This is a genomic window from Rhizobium sp. Pop5, from assembly GCF_024721175.1.
Taxonomy (GTDB): domain Bacteria; phylum Pseudomonadota; class Alphaproteobacteria; order Rhizobiales; family Rhizobiaceae; genus Rhizobium.
In genome coordinates this window covers 1,428,576-1,448,966 of sequence record NZ_CP099399.1, presented here as the reverse complement: position 1 = coordinate 1,448,966, position 20,391 = coordinate 1,428,576, and the positions used below count along the sequence as shown (strand labels likewise).

The following is a 20,391-nucleotide window of genomic DNA, read 5'->3' as shown; positions in this document are numbered from 1 at the left end:
GTCAAATACCCCAACAGCATTGCATGCTTCGCATAGGTGATCTGAAAACTTGGCTGTTTTCCTCTTTCGCACCGCAACATATATTCCGGTCATCAAATAGAGGTCAGCGCCGATAGGTGGCTGCTGGCAGATGAAACCCTCGGAAAGGGGCTTAACATGAACATCACTCGCTCTTTCAATAACTGGCGCAAGTATCGTCAGACCGTCACCGAACTCGGCCGCATGAGCAACCGCGAATTGCACGATCTCGGCATCGACCGTTCGGACATCCATCGCGTCGCTCGCGAAGCTTCTTCTCGCTAATTCAAGGCGATCGCTGCTCCCTCCCAGGCAGTATCGTCCTCGATCGAAACGCCCGCTGTATCCCAGCGGGCGTTTTCTTTTTGTCTAAGTGCAACCGCCAGTAACCGCACGTTTTCCGGCTTCCTTAGCCCGCTCAAAAAATATTCACCGCTTATTTGACGAGCATCATATTGCACAATTGCATGGCAGACGCCTTTTATTTGCACTGCACAATGGGACTGAGATCGCCTATATAAACATCAACCGCAGAGAGACAGGCGATCCCGCCGTCCAGCGGACATTTGTTCGAGGAAGAAGACAATGAACCCGATCCGCATTGCAAAAAGCTGGCTCAGCTACCGCCGTACGCTCAACGAACTCGGCAGCCTGTCCAACCAGACCCTGTCCGACATCGGCGTCAGCCGTTACGACATCCGCAATATCGCATCCCGCTCGTTCCGCTAATAACGAGCCCGATGCTTCCAAGACGGCGCCATGAGGCGCCGTTTTTGATTCCGGGTGTTGGATCATATCCGTCGACATGATATCAGCCCGGAATGAACACGACCTCTTCCTATTCTCCTATCCACGTTGTCGGCGGCGGGCTTGCCGGTTCGGAAGCCGCCTGGCAGATCGCCAGTTCCGGCGTTCCCGTCATCCTGCATGAAATGCGCGGCGTGCGCGGCACGGATGCGCACAAGACCGACGGCCTTGCCGAACTGGTCTGCTCCAATTCCTTCCGCTCCGACGACGCCACCAGCAATGCGGTCGGCGTGATCCACGCCGAGATGCGCATGGCTGGCTCATTGATCATGGCGGCGGCCGATCGCCACCAGGTGCCCGCGGGCGGCGCGCTCGCGGTCGATCGCGACGGCTTCTCGGAGGCCGTCACCAAAGCAATCCAGGATCACCCGCTCATCACCGTCGTCCGCGAGGAGATCACCGGCCTGCCGCCAAGCGACTGGGATCTTGCCATCGTCGCCACCGGACCGCTGACGGCGCCGTCGCTCGCAGCTGCGATCCAGGCGGAGACCGGCGAGGATCTGCTCGCCTTCTTCGATGCCATCGCGCCGATCGTCTACCGCGAGAGCATCGACATGGATATCTGCTGGTATCAGTCGCGTTACGACAAGGTCGGTCCCGGCGGCACCGGCAAGGACTACATCAACTGCCCAATGGACGAAGCGCAATACAATGCCTTCGTCGACGCGCTGATATCAGGCGATACGGTCGGCTTCAAGGAATGGGAAGGCACACCCTATTTCGACGGCTGCCTGCCGATCGAGGTGATGGCCGAACGCGGGCGCGAGACGCTGCGCCATGGGCCGATGAAGCCGATGGGCCTGACGAACGCGCATAGCCCGACGGTGAAGGCCTATGCCGTCGTGCAGCTGCGGCAGGACAATGCGCTCGGCACGCTCTACAACATGGTCGGTTTCCAGACGAAGCTGAAATATGGCGCGCAGGCGGAGATCTTCCGGCTGATCCCAGGTCTGGAAAATGCGGAATTTGCCCGTCTCGGCGGGCTGCACCGCAATACCTATATCAATTCCCCCACCCTGCTCGATGCGTCGCTGACGCTGAAATCGCGGCCTGGCCTGCGTTTCGCCGGTCAGATCACCGGCTGCGAGGGTTATGTCGAAAGCGCCAGCGTCGGGCTGCTGGCCGGGCGTTTCGCCGCCGCCGAACGCAAGGGCGAGGCGATCTCGCTGCCGCCGGCGACGACGGCGCTCGGTTCGCTGCTCGGCCATATCACCGGCGGGCACCTCGTCACCGACGAAGAGCCGGGCAAACGGTCGTTCCAACCGATGAACATCAATTTCGGGCTGTTTCCGGAGCTTGAGCCCGGCTCGATCGTCAAGCCCGAGGGTGTCAAGCGCTTCCGCGGCAAGGACAAGACGATCATGAAGCGGCAGTTGATCGCGCGCCGCGCGCTTGCCGACTGCGCCGCCTGGCTCGGCCAGACTGCGCCGGTTGCCGAAAGCGCCTGACCGGCGTTTCTACTGCTTGTTCGCCGCCGAGATATTGCTCGGCGGCAATTCCCTGTCCGGCTCAGCGATATAATTGCCGAGCAGCCAGAGCGCGACTTCCGAGGCCTCCTTGGGGGATGCGAACTCGAAATCGCCGTTGTGAGAGGGCGCATCGAGGAAATCGATCACCAGCCCCCTGCCCGTTGCCGAACTCACGACGCGCACGCGGCCCGGCTCGATCAGATGGCAGGCGAAGTGGCGCGACATGTTGCGCATGAAGCCGGCCTTGTTGTCATGCAGACGCACGAAGATGGCCTGGCCGTTTTCCGTCGCCTGCAATTGACGGATCGCCTCGTTCGGAAAGGCGCGGCCGAATTCGATGATGGCGAGGCCCATGTCGTGCAGGCCGTCTTCTTGGTTCTGCGCAGCCATGCGCGTTGCCACAAAGGCAAAGAAAATGACAATGGCGAAAAGAACGCACCAGACGATAATGCCCACGCCGAATCTCCGTTCCAAGGGGTAGCGGTGAAGCTTTCTAATGCGCGAGACTTGCGCGAATTTGACCGATATCAGATTTTCCGGCGGTATGCGGCCAGCGCCATGCTCAGCTGGCGGCGCCACTGCGGCGGCTGCAGGGGCCGGTCGAACAGGAAAGCGCCAAACTTCTGCGCCTTGAGGAGCACCGGTTCGGCAAGCGTTGCCGGCAAAAAGGCTGGAAAGACCGAAGGCGCGATCGGCCCGGCAGCCCTCGCCTTTGCCAGATGCTCGCGACCGAGGCCGGCGAAAGCCTCGATAGCGGCGGAAATGCGCGGCCTGTCTTCGCCAGCGAGGAAGGCATCGCGGTCAAGACCGGTCGCCGAAAGGATCTGCAGCGGAATATAGACCTGGCCGCGTCGGCGATGCAGCGGCATCAGCAGCATCAGGCCGGCGATCGCCTGGGCAACACCGGCATGGCCAGCGGCATTGGCTGACCGGGCAGCTTCTTCCGACGAAAGCACAAGGCTTGCGAGCTGGATCAGGGCGGATGCCGTTTCGCCGGCATAGCCTTCAAGAGAAAGCCGCGTTTCCATCGGGTCGTCATAGAGGTCGAAGGTGCGGGCCTCGATCATGTCGACCAGCGTCTTGCGCGGCAACCGATGGGTTTCGATCGCCGTCAGAAGGGCTGAGGCGACGGGATTGGCCGCCGTCGAACCATGCGCGCTGCCTTCCAGCAGATCGCGCCAATATTGCATGCGCACCTCGCCGGGGAGCGGCTCGTGAACGAGATCGCGGATACGGGCAAGCTCGGCATTGAAGGCGTAGAGGGCTGCAAGCGCCCCGCGCTTGTCCTCCGGTGAGAGGAGGCAGGCGAGATAGCGGTCGCGATCATTGTCGCGCAACATCGCCAGGCAGATATCCTGGTTCGTCGCAATATTGGCTTCCGTCATCATCAGACCGCAATCAATGCCGCGGCGACGGCGCGCTGCTCCGAGAGCATGATGTTGAAGGTGCGAATAGCAGCCCCCGTGCTCATCGGATCGGAGGAGATGCCTCGCGCCTTCAGCGCCTGCTTCAACTCCTCTGGCAAACGGCGAAGCTCGGTGCCGGTGCCGACGAGCAGAACCTCGATATTATCAGCTTCATCCAGCACCCGGCGGAAATTTTCGACCGACAGCGGCTTCGACATATCCATGTCCCAGCCGTAAATGCCGGAGGGCAAGCAAAGGATCGAGCCGCGATGCGACATGTCGGCAAAACGGAAGCCGCCATTGCCATAGGTATCGATCGGAGCGCGGCCGGGAAAATGCGCCGCGCGAATTTCTATGCCTTTTGCCATATTTTCAAACCACCGTGCCGGATCTTACACCAGCATCCGTCTTGTTGCTCTCTTCCCCGCCGGGAGTCTCGGGCCGCAGCCTGAAGACGATCAATACGGGAGCGGCGATATAGATCGAAGAGAAAGTACCGAGAGCGACGCCGAAGAGCATCGCGAAGGTGAAGGAGCGAATGACATCGCCCCCGAAGAGATAGAGCGCAAGCAAGGCGAGCAGCGTCGTCGCCGCCGTCAGGACGGTGCGCGACAGCGTCTGGTTGATCGAGGCATCGATCAGGATCGGCAGCGGCATTTTCCTGTATCGCTGGAGGTTTTCGCGCATTCGGTCATAGACCACGACCGTGTCGTTCAGAGAGTAACCGACGATGGTCAGCACCGCGGCGATGCTCGTCAGGTTGAACTCGATGCCGGTGAGGACAAAGAGACCGAGCATAATGATGACGTCATGCAGCGTGGCGATGATGGCGCCGACCGCGAACTGCCATTCGAAGCGGACCCAGATGTAAATCAGGATCGCCGCAAGGGCGGCCAGCACGCCGAGCGTCGCCATCAGCGTCAGTTCGCCCGAAATGGAGGGGCCGACGACTTCGACCCGGCGGAAATCATAATCCGCCTCGAGCTCGCCGCGCACCAGCGTCGCAGCCGATTGCTCGGCATTCTCGCCGCCGCCCTGGGAAGCGATGCGGATGCGCGCATTCGATGGCCCACCCGTGCGCTCGACCCTGACTTCGCCGAGATTGAGGTCGTTGAGGCGCGCGCTGAGATCGGCGATGTCGGCATCGCCCTGCTTTGCCGTCACCTCGATGAGCGAGCCGCCGGTGAAATCGATGCCGAGATGCAGGCCAACGGTGGCAAAGGCGGCCATGGCGATCAGCGAGACAACCGCCGACACCGTAAAGACGTAACGCCGAATGCCCATGAAGCGAATATTGGCATGCTCGAAAAGATGCGTCAGGACGCTTTTCGGCAAATGCCGGGGATGGCGCCGGTTCAGCCACACGGCGACGATCGAGCGTGTCAGCGTGAAAGCTGTGAAGACCGTCGTCAGGATGCCGACCGCCAGCGTCACCGCGAAACCGCGGATGGATTCGCTGCCGAGGAAAAAGAGGATGATGGCGGCGATGAAGATCGTGACATTGGCGTCGACGATCGTTGCGAACGCGCGAGAGAAGCCGCGACCGACGGCCTCCGCAAAGGAATGGGCGGTTTTCTCCTCTTCGCGGATACGCTCGTAGATCAGTACGTTGGAATCGACCGCCATGCCGACGATCAGCACGATGCCGGCAATTCCCGGCAAGGTGAGCGTCGCGCCGGCAAGGCTGAGCGCCGCGACGATGAGGACCAGGTTGAAGAACAGCGAGACGATCGCGATGATGCCAAGAATGCGATAGAGCGCAATCATCAATGCGGCGACCAGCACAACGGCGACAAGGCTGGCAACGAGCCCGGAAAAGATGGATTCGGCGCCAAAGCTCTGGCTGACGCTACGCTCCTCGACACTGGTCAGCGTCGCCGGCAAGGCGCCGGCCCGCAGCATCACCGCCAGATCGCGAACGCCATCCTCGGAGAAATTCGCAGAAATACTGCCCTCGCCGCTTGTGATCGCCGCATCGATGACCGGCGCCGACATCACCTGATCGTCGAAGACGATGGCCAGGTGTTTGCCGATATTCTGCCCTGTCACCTCAGCCAGCCGCGCTTTGCCTTCCGTATCGAGACGATAGGCAATCGAGGTATCCTGCGTCTGCGGATCGACGACCGGCTGGATATCGACCATGTTGCCGCCGTTGGCGAAGGCGGTGCGGTCGACGAGATAGGGAACCGGCGGATCATCCAGCGAATAGAGGACCTCTGACGTCACCGGCCAGCGGCCGTTCAGCGCCTCCTGACCCGACATGCTTTCATCGATCAAATGAAAGGAAAGCTTGGCCGGCTGGTTCAAGAGGTTCTTCAGCCGCTCCGCGTCGACCGATCCCAGCACCTGCACGACGATCCGGTCGGCGCCATCGGGGCGAACAAGGAAATTGTCGTAGCCGAATCCCGCGATGCGACGGCTGACGATATCGAGCGAGCGGCTGCGGGCCGAGGCAACATCGGTCGTAATGCCGGCATCGGAAATCTGCAGCGAGAGCTGCCCCTCCCCGCCCTGCTGCAAGGCGACATCGGGTACCGACCGTCCGCCCGCCGCCGTCAAAAGCTTCAGGAGATCGACTGCTTTCTGCGTCTCTGCCGGATCGGTGATCCGCACTGTGACCGTTTGGCCGTTGCCGGTCAACCCGGTATAACGGATGCCTGCGCCACGCAGAGCGTTGCGCACATTTGCGACCACCTCTTCCAGGCGATCCTTGACGATATCGGAGCGCTCGACCTTCAGGACGATATGCGAGCCACCCTGCAGATCGAGACCGAGGGTCAAGCGGTCATGCCGCAGCCAGCCTGGAAGGGAGGAGCGCTGCGCCTCGGTCAGCAGATTCGGCGCAGCGATGATGATGGCCGCAAAGGCGACCAGCCAAATCAGAAGTGTTTTCCAGCGGGAAAAATGCAACATTCTCTCGACGATCTTCCGATCCGGCGGTTGCCGTTATCGTTTGTTATGCAGCGTCGGCCTTGACCGGTTCACCCTTGACACGAACCTCCGAAATGCCGCTGCGGACGATGCGCACACGAACGCCTTCAGCGATCTCGACTTCGACTTCCTTGTCGTCGACGACCTTGGTAACCTTTCCGACGAGACCGCCGCCGGTTACGACCTGATCGCCGCGGCGGATCGCCTTCAGGGTTTCCTCGCGCTTCTTGGCCTGCGCACGCTGCGGACGGATCAGCAGGAAGTACCAGACGACCATCAGCGGCACGAACAGGATGATCATTTCGAAGCCGGAGCCGCCGAATCCGGTCGCGGTATCGGTCGCACTCTGGGCGAATGCCGGGGTGATGAACATGCTAAACTCCTCAGGCTTCTGCGGCGGAACTCCGCCTGTCTTTTCAGGTTGCCGGACTATAGTTGCCGCTTCGATGAATGCAACAGAAACAGCCGGGAACAGTACCGATTCCGCTGCCTCATAACCTTTCCGCCGGGAAAACGCCATGGTAGGCGGCATTGAAAGATCAAAGCCCGATTGCCGCAGCGAGAATTCAGGAGGCCCCGATGACCGAGGAAATCAACACCGCCCTTCTTGCCGAACTGAAACGGCTCGCTGACGCCGTCGAGCGTCTTGCCGGACCAGCGCCTGTCGTAAACGACTGGGACCTCGCCGACTGCTTCGTCTGGGCGCCTTTGCGCCAGCACCTGCAGCCTGTGAAGAAGCCGAACCGGGTGGCGCTGAAGCTCATCCGCGGCGTCGATCACGTGCGCGACATCCTGCATGAGAATACCGTGCGTTTTGCTGAAGGTTATCCCGCCAACAACGTGTTGCTTTGGGGCGCACGCGGCATGGGCAAATCCTCGCTTGTTAAGGCCGTGCACGAAGACGTCAGGCGCGAAAGCGGCGCCGCGTTGAAATTGGTCGAGGTCCATCGCGAGGATATCGCGAGCCTGCCCATTCTGCTCGACCTCCTGAAGGACACGCCTTACCGCGTGATCGCCTTCTGCGACGACCTCTCCTTCGATCACGACGACACCGCCTACAAGTCGTTGAAGGCGGCCCTCGACGGCGGCGTCGAGGGCCGGCCGGACAATGTGCTCTTCTACGCCACATCGAACCGGCGGCATCTGCTGCCGCGCCACATGATGGAAAACGAGCAATCGACGGCGATCAATCCGTCGGAGGCCGTCGAAGAGAAGGTTTCGCTTTCCGACCGTTTTGGCCTCTGGCTCGGCTTCCACAAATGCAGCCAGGAGGACTATCTCGGCATGATCGACGGCTATGCCGAGCACTTCAAGCTCGGGCTCGAACGCGACAAGATGCATGCCGAGGCGCTGGAATGGGCAACGACACGCGGCGCGCGCTCCGGCCGCGTCGCCTGGCAGTATATCCAGGATCTGGCCGGACGCATGCGCGTTCACATCGACAGGGCCTGAACTGAAAAAGCGCGTCGCCCGAACCAAGTTCGGTGCGACGCGCTTCCGCCAGGCTCAAGGCCTCGGGCAGTTGCAAGCAGTACCCGTAGGCTCGGACGATCAGCGCTCGCCCGACGCCATCAAGGGTTACTCTCCCGCTGGTCCGTAGAGAGCGAGCCGCTCGAGAAGTACTCGCTGCCGGCCGGCGCTTTCGACCAGCAGACCGGTGTAACGGTCGACGATCCGGTCGCGATGGTTCGGGTCGGAGACGGCGGAGAGCGCACCGACGATGGCCGCGACCTTTTCCGACGTCCGCCGCAACTCATCGAGCAGTTCCGACTTGTCGACGATCTCGCCAACTGCCCGCTTCGTCACCTTGCCGATTCCGGCCGGCGTGCGGCCGCCCGCCGAGACGTAAGCTTCGGGCAGGTCGCCCTTGAGATTGGTGACCGACTTGAAGCGGATGACGTCGAAGATCTGGTCGACCGCCTGCTTGGCGCCGGTGACCCGCGAGGGATGATCAGTATCGGCGGCGGCGTGCGGCAGCAGTTCCAGCTTGCCTTTGTGGCGCTCTTCAAGCGGCAGATAAGGCAGCATCGGTCCGCTGAGCCTGCCCGTCACGGCATCCTTGAAGAGGTCGGCGTCGATCGCCGCATGGGCGATCTTGCCTGATGCCAGTGCTCGATCGAGCGCCGCAGCATCAATGACCTCGCCCCGGTCGTAATTGACCAGCACCGCACCGTCGTTCATCGCCTCGAGGACTTTGCCGTCGACGACTCCGGCATTGGAGTAAACACCGGTTGAAGCATCCAGGCGGCCGAGACCGATATGGACGGAGAGCACATCGGCGCCGGTCGCCGCTTCGACGGGGTTTGCGGCATAACCGAAGCCTTCCGCCTCGATCCAGCGTTGGTGATGCTGGCGGGCGTAGATTGCCACGTTCATGCCGAAGGCCTTGGCGAGCTTGGCGACTTCGCGGCCGATATTGCCGTAGCCGAGGATAGCGATTTTCCGGCCCTCCAGCTTGGCGGTCGGGAAATCCTTGAGCTGGCGCCCGGTATCGAAATCGCCACTGGCAACCATCTGATGCAGCCTGTCGACCGGCAGATCGGGAACGACCTTGAGGATCGCCTTCACAGCCATCTGGGCGGTTGCCCGGCTGTTGATGCCGGGGGTATTCATCAGCGGCGCCTCACCGCCCTCACCGTTGCCTCCGCCCCAGGACGCAGAGCCCATGTTGCCGGTCCCCGCGCCGATGCGCACGCCGCCGAGCGGGAAGACGGAAGCCTTCGGGATGAAGGTCGCCGCCGCGATCAAGGCGTCATACTGGCCCTTGTCCGTCTGCGGCAGGATTTCCGCCTCGGTGCTGAGATCGGGTTGATAGAAGAAATGGATGCGACCCTCCTCCAGCGCCGAGCCGTCGCCGATCGGGCCGACATGGAAGACACCGCCCTTTTCCTCGACATAGGCGCGGATTTCGCTGTGGTCAGGCTTGCCGTCCGCGCCGAGGCGCAGGCCGACCAGATCGGCGATCAGCACCTTGTAGGCGCGTTGCGGATCGTCCTTGCGGACCGCTGTACCGGCGCTGACGGGTGCGTCAAACGTGACGCCCTCTTTCGCCAGTTCCTCTTCGAGAACGACTATCTTGGCGCGCAGATAGGCATATTGCAGGTTTTCCAAGAGGGCTGTGACATCTGCCGGCTCGCGGATGCCACCGACCCAAGCACGGTAGTCGCCGGGCGTTCCCGGGAATGCATTGACGTAGCGCGCCGCGTCGAGACCCGGCTCAAATTCGCCGTTCGGATGGGTGATACCCTCGTAGCCGAGCAACTGCTTCGAGCGGGCGATAATGCGGGCATGGACGGCGGGATCGATGATGCCGGCATCCTCGACCTTCAGCAGCGTCACCGCAGCACCGCGCCGCTCGGCATCGGTAACGGTCAGCGACAGCAGCGGATGCGATTTCACCCACTCGTCGATCACCGCCCGATTGGCGGCGGAGCGCCGGTTGAGCTCGACAACCGAGCCGACCCGCGCCTCAGACTGCAGGAGGCCGAACGTCGTTTCGGCAAAAGCGAGCGCGCTGTAGGTGTTGATGACGCCGCCGAGCATGCGGTCTTCCCCGGCATCGTAGAACGGCCCGGCATCCACGGAGCGCTTGGCTGACAGCGGTTGGCGCGCATCGATCGGCGGCGCGATCTTCAGCTGGCGCGGGATCGCCCAGGCAGGATCCTGCTGGTTCCTCTCGACAAGCGCCAGGGAATACGGGGTGAAGGAGGCGACGAAATATCCCGAGATCCCGCCGATCGCCTTCTGGAACGGCATGAACAGGCAGCATTTTGCCATCACCGCATCGACCAGCTCCGGTTCCCAGGGCATGGCGCCGAGCATCGACGTGGCGTCGAATACCGCATGGTGGTTTGCCGGGTCGCGGTCGATCCAGTTCAGCAGCTCGTGGATCTCGCGGCTCGTATAAGCATTGGCGCCGGTGGTCTCGTGGCCGACGCCGACGAAGATCGACACGCCGAGGTCGGAGAGCTCAGCGGCCGTTGGGATCACACCTTCGGAGGCAGCAAAATGGATACGGCTTTCGCAGCCTTTTTCGGCGAAACGCTGCATCTCGATCAGCTGCGTGGCCCAGGACTGACGGAAGAAACCGGCCGAGCGGGACGGATCGCTTTCCGGGCGCGGCGTATCGACGTAGACGCGCTGGTTGGCGTCGTTGGCGTTCATCAGATGCTGGACGCAGACGGTGTAGCCGCTGTGACCGCCGCCAAGCCCCACCGCCATGCGGTTCGTCTTCGGGAAATGGAAGTAGGTGTGGATCGCCCGCATCATGTCGGTCAGGATTTTATCCGCCGGGTAGCCGCGGTGCATGCTGCGGGAAATCTCGGCGGTTGTGAAGCCGCCGATATCATTGCCCTTGTCGTCGAACTTGCGATAGGTCTTTTCGATCCAAGCATCGAAGGCCAAGCGCCGCAGCCGGCTATCCACTTCGTCAGTGGTCGCATCCGTGATCGGGCCGACGCCGAAAAAGGGGTTGGACGGCAATTCAGGCGCACCCGAACGCGTCAGTCGGAGTGCTTCAAGCCGCTGTTCCTGCATCTTGGCGATATTCGTCATGGGCTGCCTATCCGTTCTAAAGAGGGTCTAGGCATAGTGAATTGAACTTTTGGGAAAGTAGACATCATATGCGCCGAACGTCAGGCAGAATGCGTCATCGGCCCATGTCCAATGCCCGCGATACCCATATGCGACGAAATTCCATATGCCCCAAATGACAAAAGCCCGGCTGGTGGCCGGGCTTTTGCGCTTCCTGGTACACTCTACCTATTCCAGGAAAGTCATCGGGTTGACCGGGGACGCATCCTTGCGCACCTCGAAATGGACCTGCGGCTGCTTGACGTCACCGCTCATGCCGGAGACGGCGACGGTCTGGCCACGCTGGATCTTCTGGCCACGGGTGACGCTCAGCGTATCGGCATTGCCGTAGACGGTCACCGTGCCGTCGTCATGGCGGACGAGAACCGTGTTGCCGAGTTCCTTGAGGCCGTTGCCGGCATAGATGACGACGCCGTTTTCGGCCGCCTTGATCGGCGTACCCTGCGGGACGGAGATATCGATGCCGTCATTGCGGCTGCCGTTGACGTTGGCGCCGTAGGCGGCAATCACCTGGCCGCGGACCGGCCAGCGATACTTGCCGATACCGGTCGATTCCGGTGCAGCGGAGCTGACGTCAGACTTCTTCTCGACATCATCGACCGTCTGGGTGGCGGTCGGCGCCTTGTACGGCCCAGGCTGAACGGAGGCCGTCTGCTGAGCAGGCGCCGCCTGTGCCGGCGTCGGATCGACCTTCTGGGTCGCGATCGAAGCGGTCTTGATCGTATCGGCGCCGCCGGCCGGAATCTTCAAGGCCTGACCAACACGCAGCGAATTGGCAGAAAGATTATTGGCAGCCTTGAGATCGTCGATATCCGAACCGGTCGCCTTGGCGATCTTTGCGAGCGAATCCCCCTGCTTGACGACATAGGAGCCGGCAGGCGCCTTCGGATCCTTGCCGGCGCCGGCAGGAAATTTGCCGGTGGAATCGGCGCTCGCCATCGTCTTGTCGCGGGCGGAATTTGCCCCGGGAACGACAGCGACGTTCTGCTCCGGCGCCTTGGCCGGTTCAGGCATCTTGCCGGGCTTGGAGAGGTCCGCCGTCTGGGATGCCGCCTTGGCGGCATTGCCGCCGTTGAAGGTCGGGATGAGGATCGCCTGGCCGGGCTTGGCGGCAGATGCCGTCTTCAGGTTGTTGACGCGCAGGATCTCATTTTCCGGAACACCGAAGCGTCTGGAGAGGATCGCAACACTTTCACCTGGACGCAACGTGACGGAAGGTGCGTTGGTCGCCGACCAGCCGGAAACCTTGGGCGTTGCGCCCGTCGTCATCTGATCGGGCGTCACCTTCGGCGCAGACGGCGCTACCAGCCGGGGCTTTTCAGCCTGGGTTGCCGAGGGGAAAGGCTGCGCAAGCGCGACTTCTCTTTCCCGCTGGCGGGAGGGCGCCACGGCCGTCGGCGCAGCAAGCTCGGAACGCTGCACCGAAACCGGCGCGGAAGCCATCCGTGCACTCGAATTCGAAGTGCGGATCGGATCATAGCTCGGACGCGACGGATAGGACTGCCCCATCGCATCGTTGCCGCCGCCGTAACCGGACTGGCTCGCCACAGCAGAGCCACCGAGATCGGCACGCGGAACCGGATCGCCCTGGGGACCGCCCCTGCGCGGAATGGAACTTGTGGTGATCTGATCCTGCCCTGAGGAGGCAAACAAGCCACCAAACCGCGTCACATCGGAACTGCAGCCCGTTGCGGCACTCGCCAGCAGGCCAACAATCAGAAGATTACCGGCCGATTTTCCGAACTTCGGCGAAAGACTGAAACACATGACTCGACCCACTGAGAACGCAACCATTTGTGAGTCTATTAAAGCGCGTTAGTGTTACCACGCGGTTAAGATGCTGGAATCAGTGCTATATTTTTGAGAAGTTGCTAACCATAGCTTACGGGTGAAAAATCGCAGTACTACAGCAGCGAGGCAAGCCGCGGAACGATCGGCAGGTAAGGCGCCTCGAACAGTTCTTCGCGCTCGAACCGGCTGCCGGTTTTCGTGAGCCGCACCATGCGACATTCATTCTCGGAAATCATCAGCGGCGCGATCATTGAGCCACCGGAAACGAGCTGGTCGGTATAGAAGCGCGGCATCGAATTGAAGGCTGATGTCACCAGGATACGGTCGAAGGTGCCCTCGCCCTGCATGCCGGCGCTGCCGTCGGCATGGCGGATGACGACGTTGCGCAGACCGAGCGATTCCATGCGCCGCTGCGCGGCCGAGGTCAGCGTCTTGTAACGGTCGATCGACAAAACACGCTCGGCGATGCGGCCGATAACCGCGGCGGTGAAGCCGCTGCCGGTGCCGATTTCCAGGATGCGCTGTCCCGGCTTGAGTTTCAGATGATGCAGGATGCGGACGGCAAAATCGATGCCTTCGAGGAAGGAGCCGCATTCGATCGGTATCGTGCGGCTCGAATAGGCATCGTCTGCGAATTGCGGCGGCACAAACAGCGAGCGCTGCGTCTGCTCGACCGCCGTCAAGAGGTCGAGGTCGGAAATGCCTTCGGCACGCAACCTGAGGACGAGCGCCGCAAAGCCCTCCTTCTCCGCCAGTCTTGCCGTCAAACCTGTGCTCCGTATCCCAGGGCCCGCGCCACGCGGTCCGTCACGGAATAATCGGTCAAATCCAGTTTCAAAGGCGTTACCGAAATCTTGTTATGCTTCAGGGCGTGAATATCGGTGCCTTCGATAAAGGCGCCGGCACGTTCGCCGAACTTCAGCCAGTAATAGGGAAAACCCCGGCCGTCGGAGCGGGCGTCGACCTGGAGGTTGAAGGCGAGCTTGCCCTGCATGGTCACCTCCGCGCCATCGACCTCGTCGGGGCGGCAGTTCGGGAAGTTGAGATTGAGGAAGGTGCCCTCCGGAAGGTCCAGGACCATCAGCTTTTCCAGAAGAGCCGGCGCATGCGTTTCACAGACCTCCCATGGCACGAGGCGCGCGCCGTCCTCGTGGAGATAGGCCTGGCTCAGGGCAAAGGAGCGCACGCCCTGCATCGTGCCCTCGATGGCGCCGGCGATCGTGCCGGAATAGGTCACGTCGTCGGCAACGTTCGAGCCCGAATTGACGCCGGAGAGCACGAGGTCCGGCTTGATGTCCATTACCTGCCGGATGCCCATGATGACGCAATCGGTCGGCGTGCCGCGCAACGCGAAATGCTTGTCGGAAACCTTGCGCAGCCGCAGAGGTTCGGAAAGGCTCAGCGAATGGGCAAGGCCGCTCTGGTCCGTCTCGGGCGCGACGATCCAGACATCGTCAGAGAGCGTGCGCGCGATCCGCTCCAGCGCGGCGAGCCCTTCGGCATGAATGCCGTCATCATTCGTAAGCAGGATGCGCATCGCCTCAGGCCGCCCGTTCGATCTTCGTCAATCCACCCATATAAGGCAGCAAAACGTCCGGAATCGTGACGGAACCATCTTCGTTCAGATAATTTTCGAGAACAGCGATCAGGCAGCGGCCGACGGCGGTGCCGGAGCCGTTCAGCGTGTGGACGAACCTGTTGGCCTTGTCGTCCTTGCCACGGTAGCGCGCATTCATTCGCCGCGCCTGGAAATCGCCGCAGACCGAGCAGGACGAGATTTCACGGAAGGCATTCTGTCCCGGCAGCCAAACTTCGAGATCATAGGTCTTGCGCGAGCCGAAGCCCATATCGCCGGTGCAAAGCGTCATGGTGCGGAAATGCAGGCCGAGGCGCTTCAGCACTTCCTCGGCGCAGGCGGTCATGCGCTCATGCTCGGCAATCGAGCTTTCAGCATCGGTGATCGAGACAAGTTCGCATTTCCAGAACTGGTGCTGACGCAGCATGCCGCGCGTGTCGCGACCGGCCGAGCCCGCCTCCGAGCGGAAGGACGGCGTCAATGCGGTGAAGCGGAGCGGCAGCTTTTCCTGATCGAGGATTTCCTCACGCACCAGATTGGTGAGGGTCACCTCGGCCGTCGGAATGAGATAACGTCCATCCGTCGTCTTGAAGAGATCCTCTTCGAATTTCGGCAGATTGCCGGTGCCGAAGAGCGCTTCAGCGCGCACCATCAGCGGCGAGCTGACTTCGATATAGCCGTGCTCTCTGGTGTGAAGATCGATCATGAACTGGCCGAGCGCGCGCTCGAGTCCGGCGATCTGTCCAGTCAGAACCGTAAAGCGCGAGCCGGAGAGCTTGGCGGCACGCTCGAAGTCCATGTAGCCGAGCGCTTCGCCGATTTCGAAATGCTCCTTCGGTGCATGGTTCCAGCGAGGCTTTTCGCCGACGACGCGGGTGACGACATTGTCGTGCTCGTCTTTGCCAACCGGGACGTCGTCGAGCGGCACGTTCGGGATGCGCGAAAGCGCGTCGTTGAGCTCGGCGGAAAACGCGCGCTCCTCTTCCTCGGCGGCAGGCAGCGTCTCCTTGATGTCGGCGACCTCTGCCTTCAGCTTTTCGGCAAGCTCGGTGTTCTTCTGTGCCATCGCCGCGCCGATCTCCTTGGAAGCGGCGTTGCGGCGGGAAAGCAGATCCTGCGCCTTCTGCACGGCGGAGCGGCGCTTTTCATCGAGGGCGACGAGACTTTGGGCCAGAGGCTCCGCACCGCGCTTGGCAAGGGCGGCATCGAGCGCTTCGGGATTCTCACGGATCCATTTGATATCGAGCATCGTCGTTCCAGGTCGTTACAACAGAAATGACCCGGTCGGAGAAAATCCGACCGGATGGAAAACGGCAGACTTCAGGGAAATGTCCGGAACCGGTCAGACACTATCCGTCTTGGCGACGTCGGAGGAATCAGAAGCCTCTTCAAGTGCCTGTCGGGAACGCTGACGCTCCACGAGTCGTGCCGCGTAGATGGAAATCTCGTAGAGAAGGATCGTCGGCAGCGCAAGGCCGATCTGGGACATCGGATCCGGCGGTGTCAGGACCGCGGCTACGATGAAGGCGAGCACGATTGCGAACTTGCGCTTTTCGGCGAGCCATTGCGACGTCAGAAGACCGACGCGGGCCAGAAGCGTGGTGATGACGGGAAGCTGAAAAACGAGACCGAAGGAGAAGACCAGCGTCATGATGAGGCTCAGATATTCCGAGACCTTCGGCATCAGCGAGATCGCCACCTCGTCATGACCCGGCGCCTGCTGCATCGACAGGAAGAACCACATGACCATCGGCGTGAAGAAGAAGTAGACGAGCGCGCCGCCCATCAGGAACAGGACCGGCGAAGCGATCAGGAACGGCAGGAAGGCCTGGCGCTCGTTCTTGTAGAGGCCTGGCGCCACGAATTTGTAGATCTGGGCGGCGATGATCGGGAAAGCGACCACCAGGCCACCGAACATGGCGACCTTGACCTGCGTGAAGAAGAATTCCTGCGGCGCGGTGTAGATGAGCTGGGCTTTCTCCACGTCGAGATGAGCCCACTGGACCGCCGTCTTGTAGGGAATGACGAGATAGTTGAAGAGGTGCTTGGCAAAAAAGAAGCATACGATGAAGGCGACGAAAAACGCGCCGATCGACCAGATCAGCCGCGTGCGCAGCTCCATCAGGTGCTCGATCAACGGCTGCGGCTTGTCTTCGATATCACCGCTCATGCCTCGTCCTTCTTCTTCTTCGTCTGCGCCGGCGTTTTCGGCGTTGCGGGCTTGCGGGCTGCCGTCGCACGCTTCGGTTTTTCCACCGGCACGGCAACTGCGGCCGCGGCATCGGCCTTATCGGCAGCCTTGGCGCGCGGCTTGCGCTGCACCTTCGGCTTGGCGGCGACCGTATCGGCCTGAACGGCGGCCGCAGCGGCAGGCTCGGGCGCCGGCATCAGTGGCGGCGTTTCCGGCAGGCTCATCGACGGCGTCGGAGCCGAAGCGGCGGCCGGCGGCACCTCGGTCTTGTTATCAGGGGCGACGGTCGCCTTTTGCAGGTCGGCCTTGATCTCGTTACCCATCTGGCGAAGGGGATTCATCGCTTCGCGCAGGCTGTTGACCGGGTTGAGCTTCTGGGCGTCGCTGATCGTCTGACGGACATCGTCAAGCTCGGCCTCACGCAGCGCTTCGTCGAACTGCGCACGAAACTCCCCCGCCACCTTGCGGGCACGCTGCGTCATCTTGCCGAAAGCGCGCAGCATCGGCGGCAAATCCTTGGGACCGACAACCACGATCAGCACGACCGCGATGACCAAAAGTTCGGTCCAGCCAATATCGAACATGCAAGGCTCCTGGACGGGAAGCGCGGGGGCAGCGCTTTTCCCGGACTTGGTTACTTCGTTTCGTCAGCCTTGTGATCGACGGTCTTCGCCGTATCAGGCGCATCTTCGTCCGTCATGCCCTTCTTGAAGCTCTTGATGCCCTTGGCGACGTCGCCCATCAATTCCGGAATCTTGCCGCGACCGAACAACAACAGCACGATGACCAGAACGATCAGCCAGTGCCACATGCTAAAAGAACCCATTACGCTAACTCCCTGTTTCTATGTTCCCACGATGTAAGGATTTCCCACACCGTTTCCAACATCAAGCCCTTTGAACTGAGCTTAATGTCACGGTATCGCCCTTTGTGACAAGTCATTGACCCATCGAAAAGTGATGGCCCCTATTGTTTTCGCCATGCATGGCAAAAGCAAGACGTAAGCCCCTCAATCTTCGGAGGTGCCGCGTGGCGCCAGCAACCCCAGTTCTTCGAGGTCCATCTGGGTGATCGGGTCTTCGTCCTCGGTCAGTTCGTCGTTCATCAACGGCGAGGGAATATTGAAATTCGCAGGGATACGGCCCGACAGCAAGCCTGCGCCCTTCAATTCTTCGAGACCAGGCAGATCGCGCAGTTCCTCGAGGCCGAAATGATCGAGAAAATCGCGCGTGGTGCCCAGTGTCACCGGCCGGCCCGGCGTGCGCCGGCGACCGCGAAACCGCACCCAGCCGGCTTCCATCAGCACATCGAGCGTGCCGCGCGAGGTCTGGACGCCACGAATATCCTCGATCTCGGCGCGCGTCACCGGCTGGTGATAGGCGATGATCGCCAGCACTTCCAATGCGGCGCGCGAAAGCTTCTTCACCTCGTTCTCGTCACGGCGGATGACGAAAGAGAGATCGGCGGCGGTACGGAAAGCCCAGGCGCCTTCTATCTGCACGAGGTTGACGCCACGCGGGGCATATCGCTCCTTCAGCCGCAGCATGATCGCGCGCACGTCCGCCCCCCTGGGCAGGCGCTCGGCGAGGAAAGCTTCGGAGACCGGCTGCGAGGAGGCGAAGACCAGCGCCTCGGCGGTACGCTCGGCCTCGATCTCGGCCTGAATGTCACGGCCCTCCCCCTCGAAATCCTCTTCGCTTCTGGGATCGATCAAGCCGGCCGCTCCTGTTCCACCACCTGCAGCGTGGCGTGTTTGGGACCGCGACGCATGTAAATCGGCTGAAAGGCACCGTCCTGGCGGATTTCGAGCCTGCCCTCGCGCACCAGTTCCAGCGAGGCGGCAAAGGCGCTGGCGATCGCCGTGACGCGCTCCTCGGGTGCAGCGAGATAGCGCAGCAGATAATGCTCCATCGCTGTCCAGTCACCGATCTCGCCGATCATCTGGGTCAGCAGTTCACGGGCGTCGGTCAGCGACCAGACATTGCGCCTTTCGATCGTGACCTGGGTGACCGCATTGCGCTGGCGTAGCGCCGCATAGGCGGTCAAGAGATCGTAGAGGCTTGCCACATAGGCGGATTGCTGCCGGTCGGGGATATGCTCGGGCGCACCGCGGGCGAAGATATCACGGCCAAGGCGGTTGCGGTTGACGAGCCCTTCCGCAGCCTGGCGCATGGCTTCGAGGCGTTTCAGGCGGAAGGCGAGCGTTGCCGCCATCTCCTCGCCCGACGGGCCGTCGTCCTTGATCTGCTGGGGAATGAGCAGTCGCGACTTTAGATAGGCGAGCCAGGCCGCCATGACGAGATAATCGGCGGCCAGCTCGATGCGGATGCGCCGCGCGCTTTCGACGAACTGCAGATATTGTTCGGCGAGCGCCAGCACCGAAATGCGCGACAGGTCGACCTTCTGATTGCGGGCGAGATAGAGCAACAGGTCGAGCGGGCCTTCGAAACCGGCGACATCGATCACCAGCGCCGGCTCGTGGCTGGCGCGATCGGCGCCGTTGTCCTGCCACAGCTTGTCCATCGGCGTTGCCGCCTGGGGACGTTCCGTGCCCTTGACCGTATTCACTCAACCGCTCCCTTAAGATCAGACCGTCGCAAACATCGCCTCGAATTCCGTCCTCAACTCCGCTTCATCGGCCGAATCCGGCGCCCTAAAGCCTGCTTCCACCGCCTTTGCGCGGGCGAGCGACTGGCCGGCGAGCGGGGGAACATTTGCCACAACATCCAGCATCTCGTCCATCTTACCATTGCAATGCAGCACGATATCGCATCCGCCTGCAATGATATTCGCCGCTCTTTCGCCGATCGTGCCAGAAAGAGCATTCATCGAGCTATCGTCGGAGAGCAGCAGACCGTTAAAACCGATATGCTCGCGGATAACGCCGTCGATGACCTTTCGTGAGGTCGTCGCCGGATTGTCCGGGTCGATCGATGTGAAGACGACGTGGCAGGTCATTGCCATCAGCTCGTCCTTCATCGCGACGAAGGGCGGAAAATCATGGGCCTCCAGTTCGTCGCGCGGAACGGTGACGACGGGCAGTTCCAGATGCGAATCCGCAAAGCCGCGACCGTGACCCGGCATATGCTTCATGACGGGCAGCAGGCCGCCGGCCTTCAGCCCCTCGGCGGCGGCGCGGCCCATCGCGATGACGGTCTCCGGATCGTCACCATAGGCGCGGTCGCCGATAACGTTGCTGCTGCCCTCGACGGGCACGTCAAGCACCGGCAGACAATCGACATTGATGCCGAGACTCAAGAGGTCGAAAGCATGCAGGCGCGACATCAGCCAGGCGGCGCGCAGGCCAAGTACCGGGTCACGTCGATAGAGATCACCGAGCGCCTCACCGGAAGGATAACGCGCCAGAATGGGTGGACGGATACGCTGGACGCGGCCGCCCTCCTGGTCGATCAGCACCGGCGCGTGCCAGCCGACGCTTTCGCGCAGTTCGGCGACGAGATCGGAAATCTGCCGCGTTTCGGAAATGTTGCGCCCGAAGAGGATGAACCCCCAGGGTCGTTCGCCCCGATAAAAGGCCTTCTCTTCGGAGGTGAGGGAAAGGCCGCTGCAGCCAAGGATCATCGCTTTTGATTCGGTCATGTTCGAATC

20 protein-coding genes are annotated in these 20,391 nt (G+C 61.7%); 4 read left to right on the top strand and 16 right to left on the bottom strand.

Annotated features, from left to right (window positions below; genetic code table 11):
- Positions 1-156: 156 nt before the first annotated feature.
- The 3 genes from NE852_RS09315 (at position 157) to trmFO (ending at position 2,273) form a co-directional block, all read left to right on the top strand.
- Complete coding sequence (locus NE852_RS09315; RefSeq protein ID WP_008527135.1) at positions 157-303, top strand: DUF1127 domain-containing protein; 147 nt, start codon at positions 157-159, stop codon at positions 301-303.
- Between the two features lie 300 nt (positions 304-603).
- The gene (locus NE852_RS32720) at positions 604-747 is read left to right on the top strand and encodes a DUF1127 domain-containing protein (RefSeq protein ID WP_004678841.1); all 144 of its coding nucleotides are present in this window, start codon (positions 604-606) and stop codon (positions 745-747) included.
- 92 nt (positions 748-839) lie between these two features.
- A complete protein-coding gene (gene trmFO / locus NE852_RS09305) occupies positions 840-2,273 on the top strand; it encodes a methylenetetrahydrofolate--tRNA-(uracil(54)-C(5))-methyltransferase (FADH(2)-oxidizing) TrmFO (protein WP_258156436.1) in 1,434 nt (477 codons plus the stop codon).
- A gap of 9 nt (positions 2,274-2,282) precedes the next feature.
- Here trmFO and NE852_RS09300 read toward each other — a convergent pair whose 3' ends face one another.
- The 5 genes from NE852_RS09300 to yajC all read right to left on the bottom strand — a co-directional run bounded on the left by NE852_RS09300 (position 2,283) and on the right by yajC (position 7,004).
- On the bottom strand, positions 2,283-2,750 hold the full coding sequence (locus tag NE852_RS09300; RefSeq protein WP_008527146.1) for a hypothetical protein: 468 nt from the start codon (positions 2,748-2,750) through the stop codon (positions 2,283-2,285).
- Positions 2,751-2,821: 71 nt separating this feature from the next.
- Positions 2,822-3,679, bottom strand: a complete 858-nt coding sequence (locus tag NE852_RS09295) for a phytoene/squalene synthase family protein (RefSeq protein WP_037171560.1) — start codon at positions 3,677-3,679, stop codon at positions 2,822-2,824.
- Positions 3,680-3,681: 2 nt separating this feature from the next.
- A complete protein-coding gene (locus NE852_RS09290; RefSeq protein WP_008527150.1) occupies positions 3,682-4,068 on the bottom strand; it encodes an Mth938-like domain-containing protein in 387 nt (128 codons plus the stop codon).
- 4 nt (positions 4,069-4,072) lie between these two features.
- Positions 4,073-6,613 carry a protein translocase subunit SecDF gene (gene secDF, locus NE852_RS09285; protein WP_008527152.1) on the bottom strand — a complete coding sequence of 847 codons (2,541 nt, stop codon included), beginning with the start codon at positions 6,611-6,613 and terminating at the stop codon, positions 4,073-4,075.
- A gap of 43 nt (positions 6,614-6,656) precedes the next feature.
- Positions 6,657-7,004, bottom strand: a complete 348-nt coding sequence (gene yajC / locus NE852_RS09280; RefSeq protein ID WP_004678848.1) for a preprotein translocase subunit YajC — start codon at positions 7,002-7,004, stop codon at positions 6,657-6,659.
- Between the two features lie 206 nt (positions 7,005-7,210).
- Here yajC and NE852_RS09275 point away from each other — a divergent pair, with 206 nt between their 5' ends.
- Positions 7,211-8,083 (top strand): ATP-binding protein, encoded by an 873-nt coding sequence (locus NE852_RS09275; RefSeq protein WP_008527156.1) that lies wholly within the window; start codon positions 7,211-7,213, stop codon positions 8,081-8,083.
- A gap of 126 nt (positions 8,084-8,209) precedes the next feature.
- Here NE852_RS09275 and NE852_RS09270 read toward each other — a convergent pair whose 3' ends face one another.
- From NE852_RS09270 to nagZ, 11 genes are all read right to left on the bottom strand, one after another.
- Entirely contained in the window at positions 8,210-11,185 is a 2,976-nt protein-coding gene (locus NE852_RS09270) for an NAD(P)-dependent oxidoreductase (RefSeq protein WP_258156435.1), read from the bottom strand.
- Positions 11,186-11,392: 207 nt separating this feature from the next.
- Positions 11,393-12,991: a peptidoglycan DD-metalloendopeptidase family protein gene (locus tag NE852_RS09265; protein ID WP_258156434.1), complete on the bottom strand. Its 1,599-nt coding sequence runs from the start codon at positions 12,989-12,991 to the stop codon at positions 11,393-11,395.
- Positions 12,992-13,128: 137 nt separating this feature from the next.
- On the bottom strand, positions 13,129-13,782 hold the full coding sequence (locus tag NE852_RS09260; protein ID WP_008527178.1) for a protein-L-isoaspartate(D-aspartate) O-methyltransferase: 654 nt from the start codon (positions 13,780-13,782) through the stop codon (positions 13,129-13,131).
- On the bottom strand, positions 13,779-14,552 hold the full coding sequence (surE, locus tag NE852_RS09255; RefSeq protein ID WP_008527180.1) for a 5'/3'-nucleotidase SurE: 774 nt from the start codon (positions 14,550-14,552) through the stop codon (positions 13,779-13,781). Before surE ends, NE852_RS09260 begins: the two co-directional genes overlap by 4 nt.
- Positions 14,553-14,556: 4 nt before the next feature.
- Complete coding sequence (serS, locus tag NE852_RS09250) at positions 14,557-15,840, bottom strand: serine--tRNA ligase (protein WP_258156433.1); 1,284 nt, start codon at positions 15,838-15,840, stop codon at positions 14,557-14,559.
- 93 nt (positions 15,841-15,933) lie between these two features.
- Entirely contained in the window at positions 15,934-16,761 is an 828-nt protein-coding gene (gene tatC, locus NE852_RS09245; RefSeq protein WP_008537040.1) for a twin-arginine translocase subunit TatC, read from the bottom strand.
- Entirely contained in the window at positions 16,758-17,366 is a 609-nt protein-coding gene (gene tatB / locus NE852_RS09240) for a Sec-independent protein translocase protein TatB (protein ID WP_258156432.1), read from the bottom strand. The genes tatC and tatB overlap by 4 nt, the downstream gene beginning before the upstream one ends.
- Positions 17,367-17,416: 50 nt before the next feature.
- The gene (locus NE852_RS09235; RefSeq protein WP_003538990.1) at positions 17,417-17,608 is read right to left on the bottom strand and encodes a twin-arginine translocase TatA/TatE family subunit; all 192 of its coding nucleotides are present in this window, start codon (positions 17,606-17,608) and stop codon (positions 17,417-17,419) included.
- Positions 17,609-17,791: 183 nt separating this feature from the next.
- Positions 17,792-18,496 (bottom strand): SMC-Scp complex subunit ScpB, encoded by a 705-nt coding sequence (gene scpB / locus NE852_RS09230; protein ID WP_008527196.1) that lies wholly within the window; start codon positions 18,494-18,496, stop codon positions 17,792-17,794.
- The gene (locus NE852_RS09225; RefSeq protein WP_258156431.1) at positions 18,493-19,350 is read right to left on the bottom strand and encodes a ScpA family protein; all 858 of its coding nucleotides are present in this window, start codon (positions 19,348-19,350) and stop codon (positions 18,493-18,495) included. The genes scpB and NE852_RS09225 overlap by 4 nt, the downstream gene beginning before the upstream one ends.
- Positions 19,351-19,368: 18 nt before the next feature.
- The gene (gene nagZ, locus NE852_RS09220) at positions 19,369-20,382 is read right to left on the bottom strand and encodes a beta-N-acetylhexosaminidase (RefSeq protein ID WP_258156430.1); all 1,014 of its coding nucleotides are present in this window, start codon (positions 20,380-20,382) and stop codon (positions 19,369-19,371) included.
- Positions 20,383-20,391: the final 9 nt, after the last annotated feature.

Coding starts and splice junctions, on each gene's coding strand:
- NE852_RS09315 (WP_008527135.1), top strand. CDS start 157: ATGAACATCACTCGCTCTTTCAATAACTGGCGCAAGTATCGTCAGACC.
- NE852_RS32720 (WP_004678841.1), top strand. CDS start 604: ATGAACCCGATCCGCATTGCAAAAAGCTGGCTCAGCTACCGCCGTACG.
- trmFO (WP_258156436.1), top strand. CDS start 840: ATGAACACGACCTCTTCCTATTCTCCTATCCACGTTGTCGGCGGCGGG.
- NE852_RS09295 (WP_037171560.1), bottom strand. CDS start 3,679: ATGACGGAAGCCAATATTGCGACGAACCAGGATATCTGCCTGGCGATG.
- NE852_RS09290 (WP_008527150.1), bottom strand. CDS start 4,068: ATGGCAAAAGGCATAGAAATTCGCGCGGCGCATTTTCCCGGCCGCGCT.
- secDF (WP_008527152.1), bottom strand. CDS start 6,613: ATGTTGCATTTTTCCCGCTGGAAAACACTTCTGATTTGGCTGGTCGCC.
- yajC (WP_004678848.1), bottom strand. CDS start 7,004: ATGTTCATCACCCCGGCATTCGCCCAGAGTGCGACCGATACCGCGACC.
- NE852_RS09275 (WP_008527156.1), top strand. CDS start 7,211: ATGACCGAGGAAATCAACACCGCCCTTCTTGCCGAACTGAAACGGCTC.
- NE852_RS09270 (WP_258156435.1), bottom strand. CDS start 11,185: ATGACGAATATCGCCAAGATGCAGGAACAGCGGCTTGAAGCACTCCGA.
- NE852_RS09265 (WP_258156434.1), bottom strand. CDS start 12,991: ATGTGTTTCAGTCTTTCGCCGAAGTTCGGAAAATCGGCCGGTAATCTT.
- surE (WP_008527180.1), bottom strand. CDS start 14,552: ATGCGCATCCTGCTTACGAATGATGACGGCATTCATGCCGAAGGGCTC.
- serS (WP_258156433.1), bottom strand. CDS start 15,840: ATGCTCGATATCAAATGGATCCGTGAGAATCCCGAAGCGCTCGATGCC.
- tatC (WP_008537040.1), bottom strand. CDS start 16,761: ATGAGCGGTGATATCGAAGACAAGCCGCAGCCGTTGATCGAGCACCTG.
- tatB (WP_258156432.1), bottom strand. CDS start 17,366: ATGTTCGATATTGGCTGGACCGAACTTTTGGTCATCGCGGTCGTGCTG.
- NE852_RS09235 (WP_003538990.1), bottom strand. CDS start 17,608: ATGGGTTCTTTTAGCATGTGGCACTGGCTGATCGTTCTGGTCATCGTG.
- nagZ (WP_258156430.1), bottom strand. CDS start 20,382: ATGACCGAATCAAAAGCGATGATCCTTGGCTGCAGCGGCCTTTCCCTC.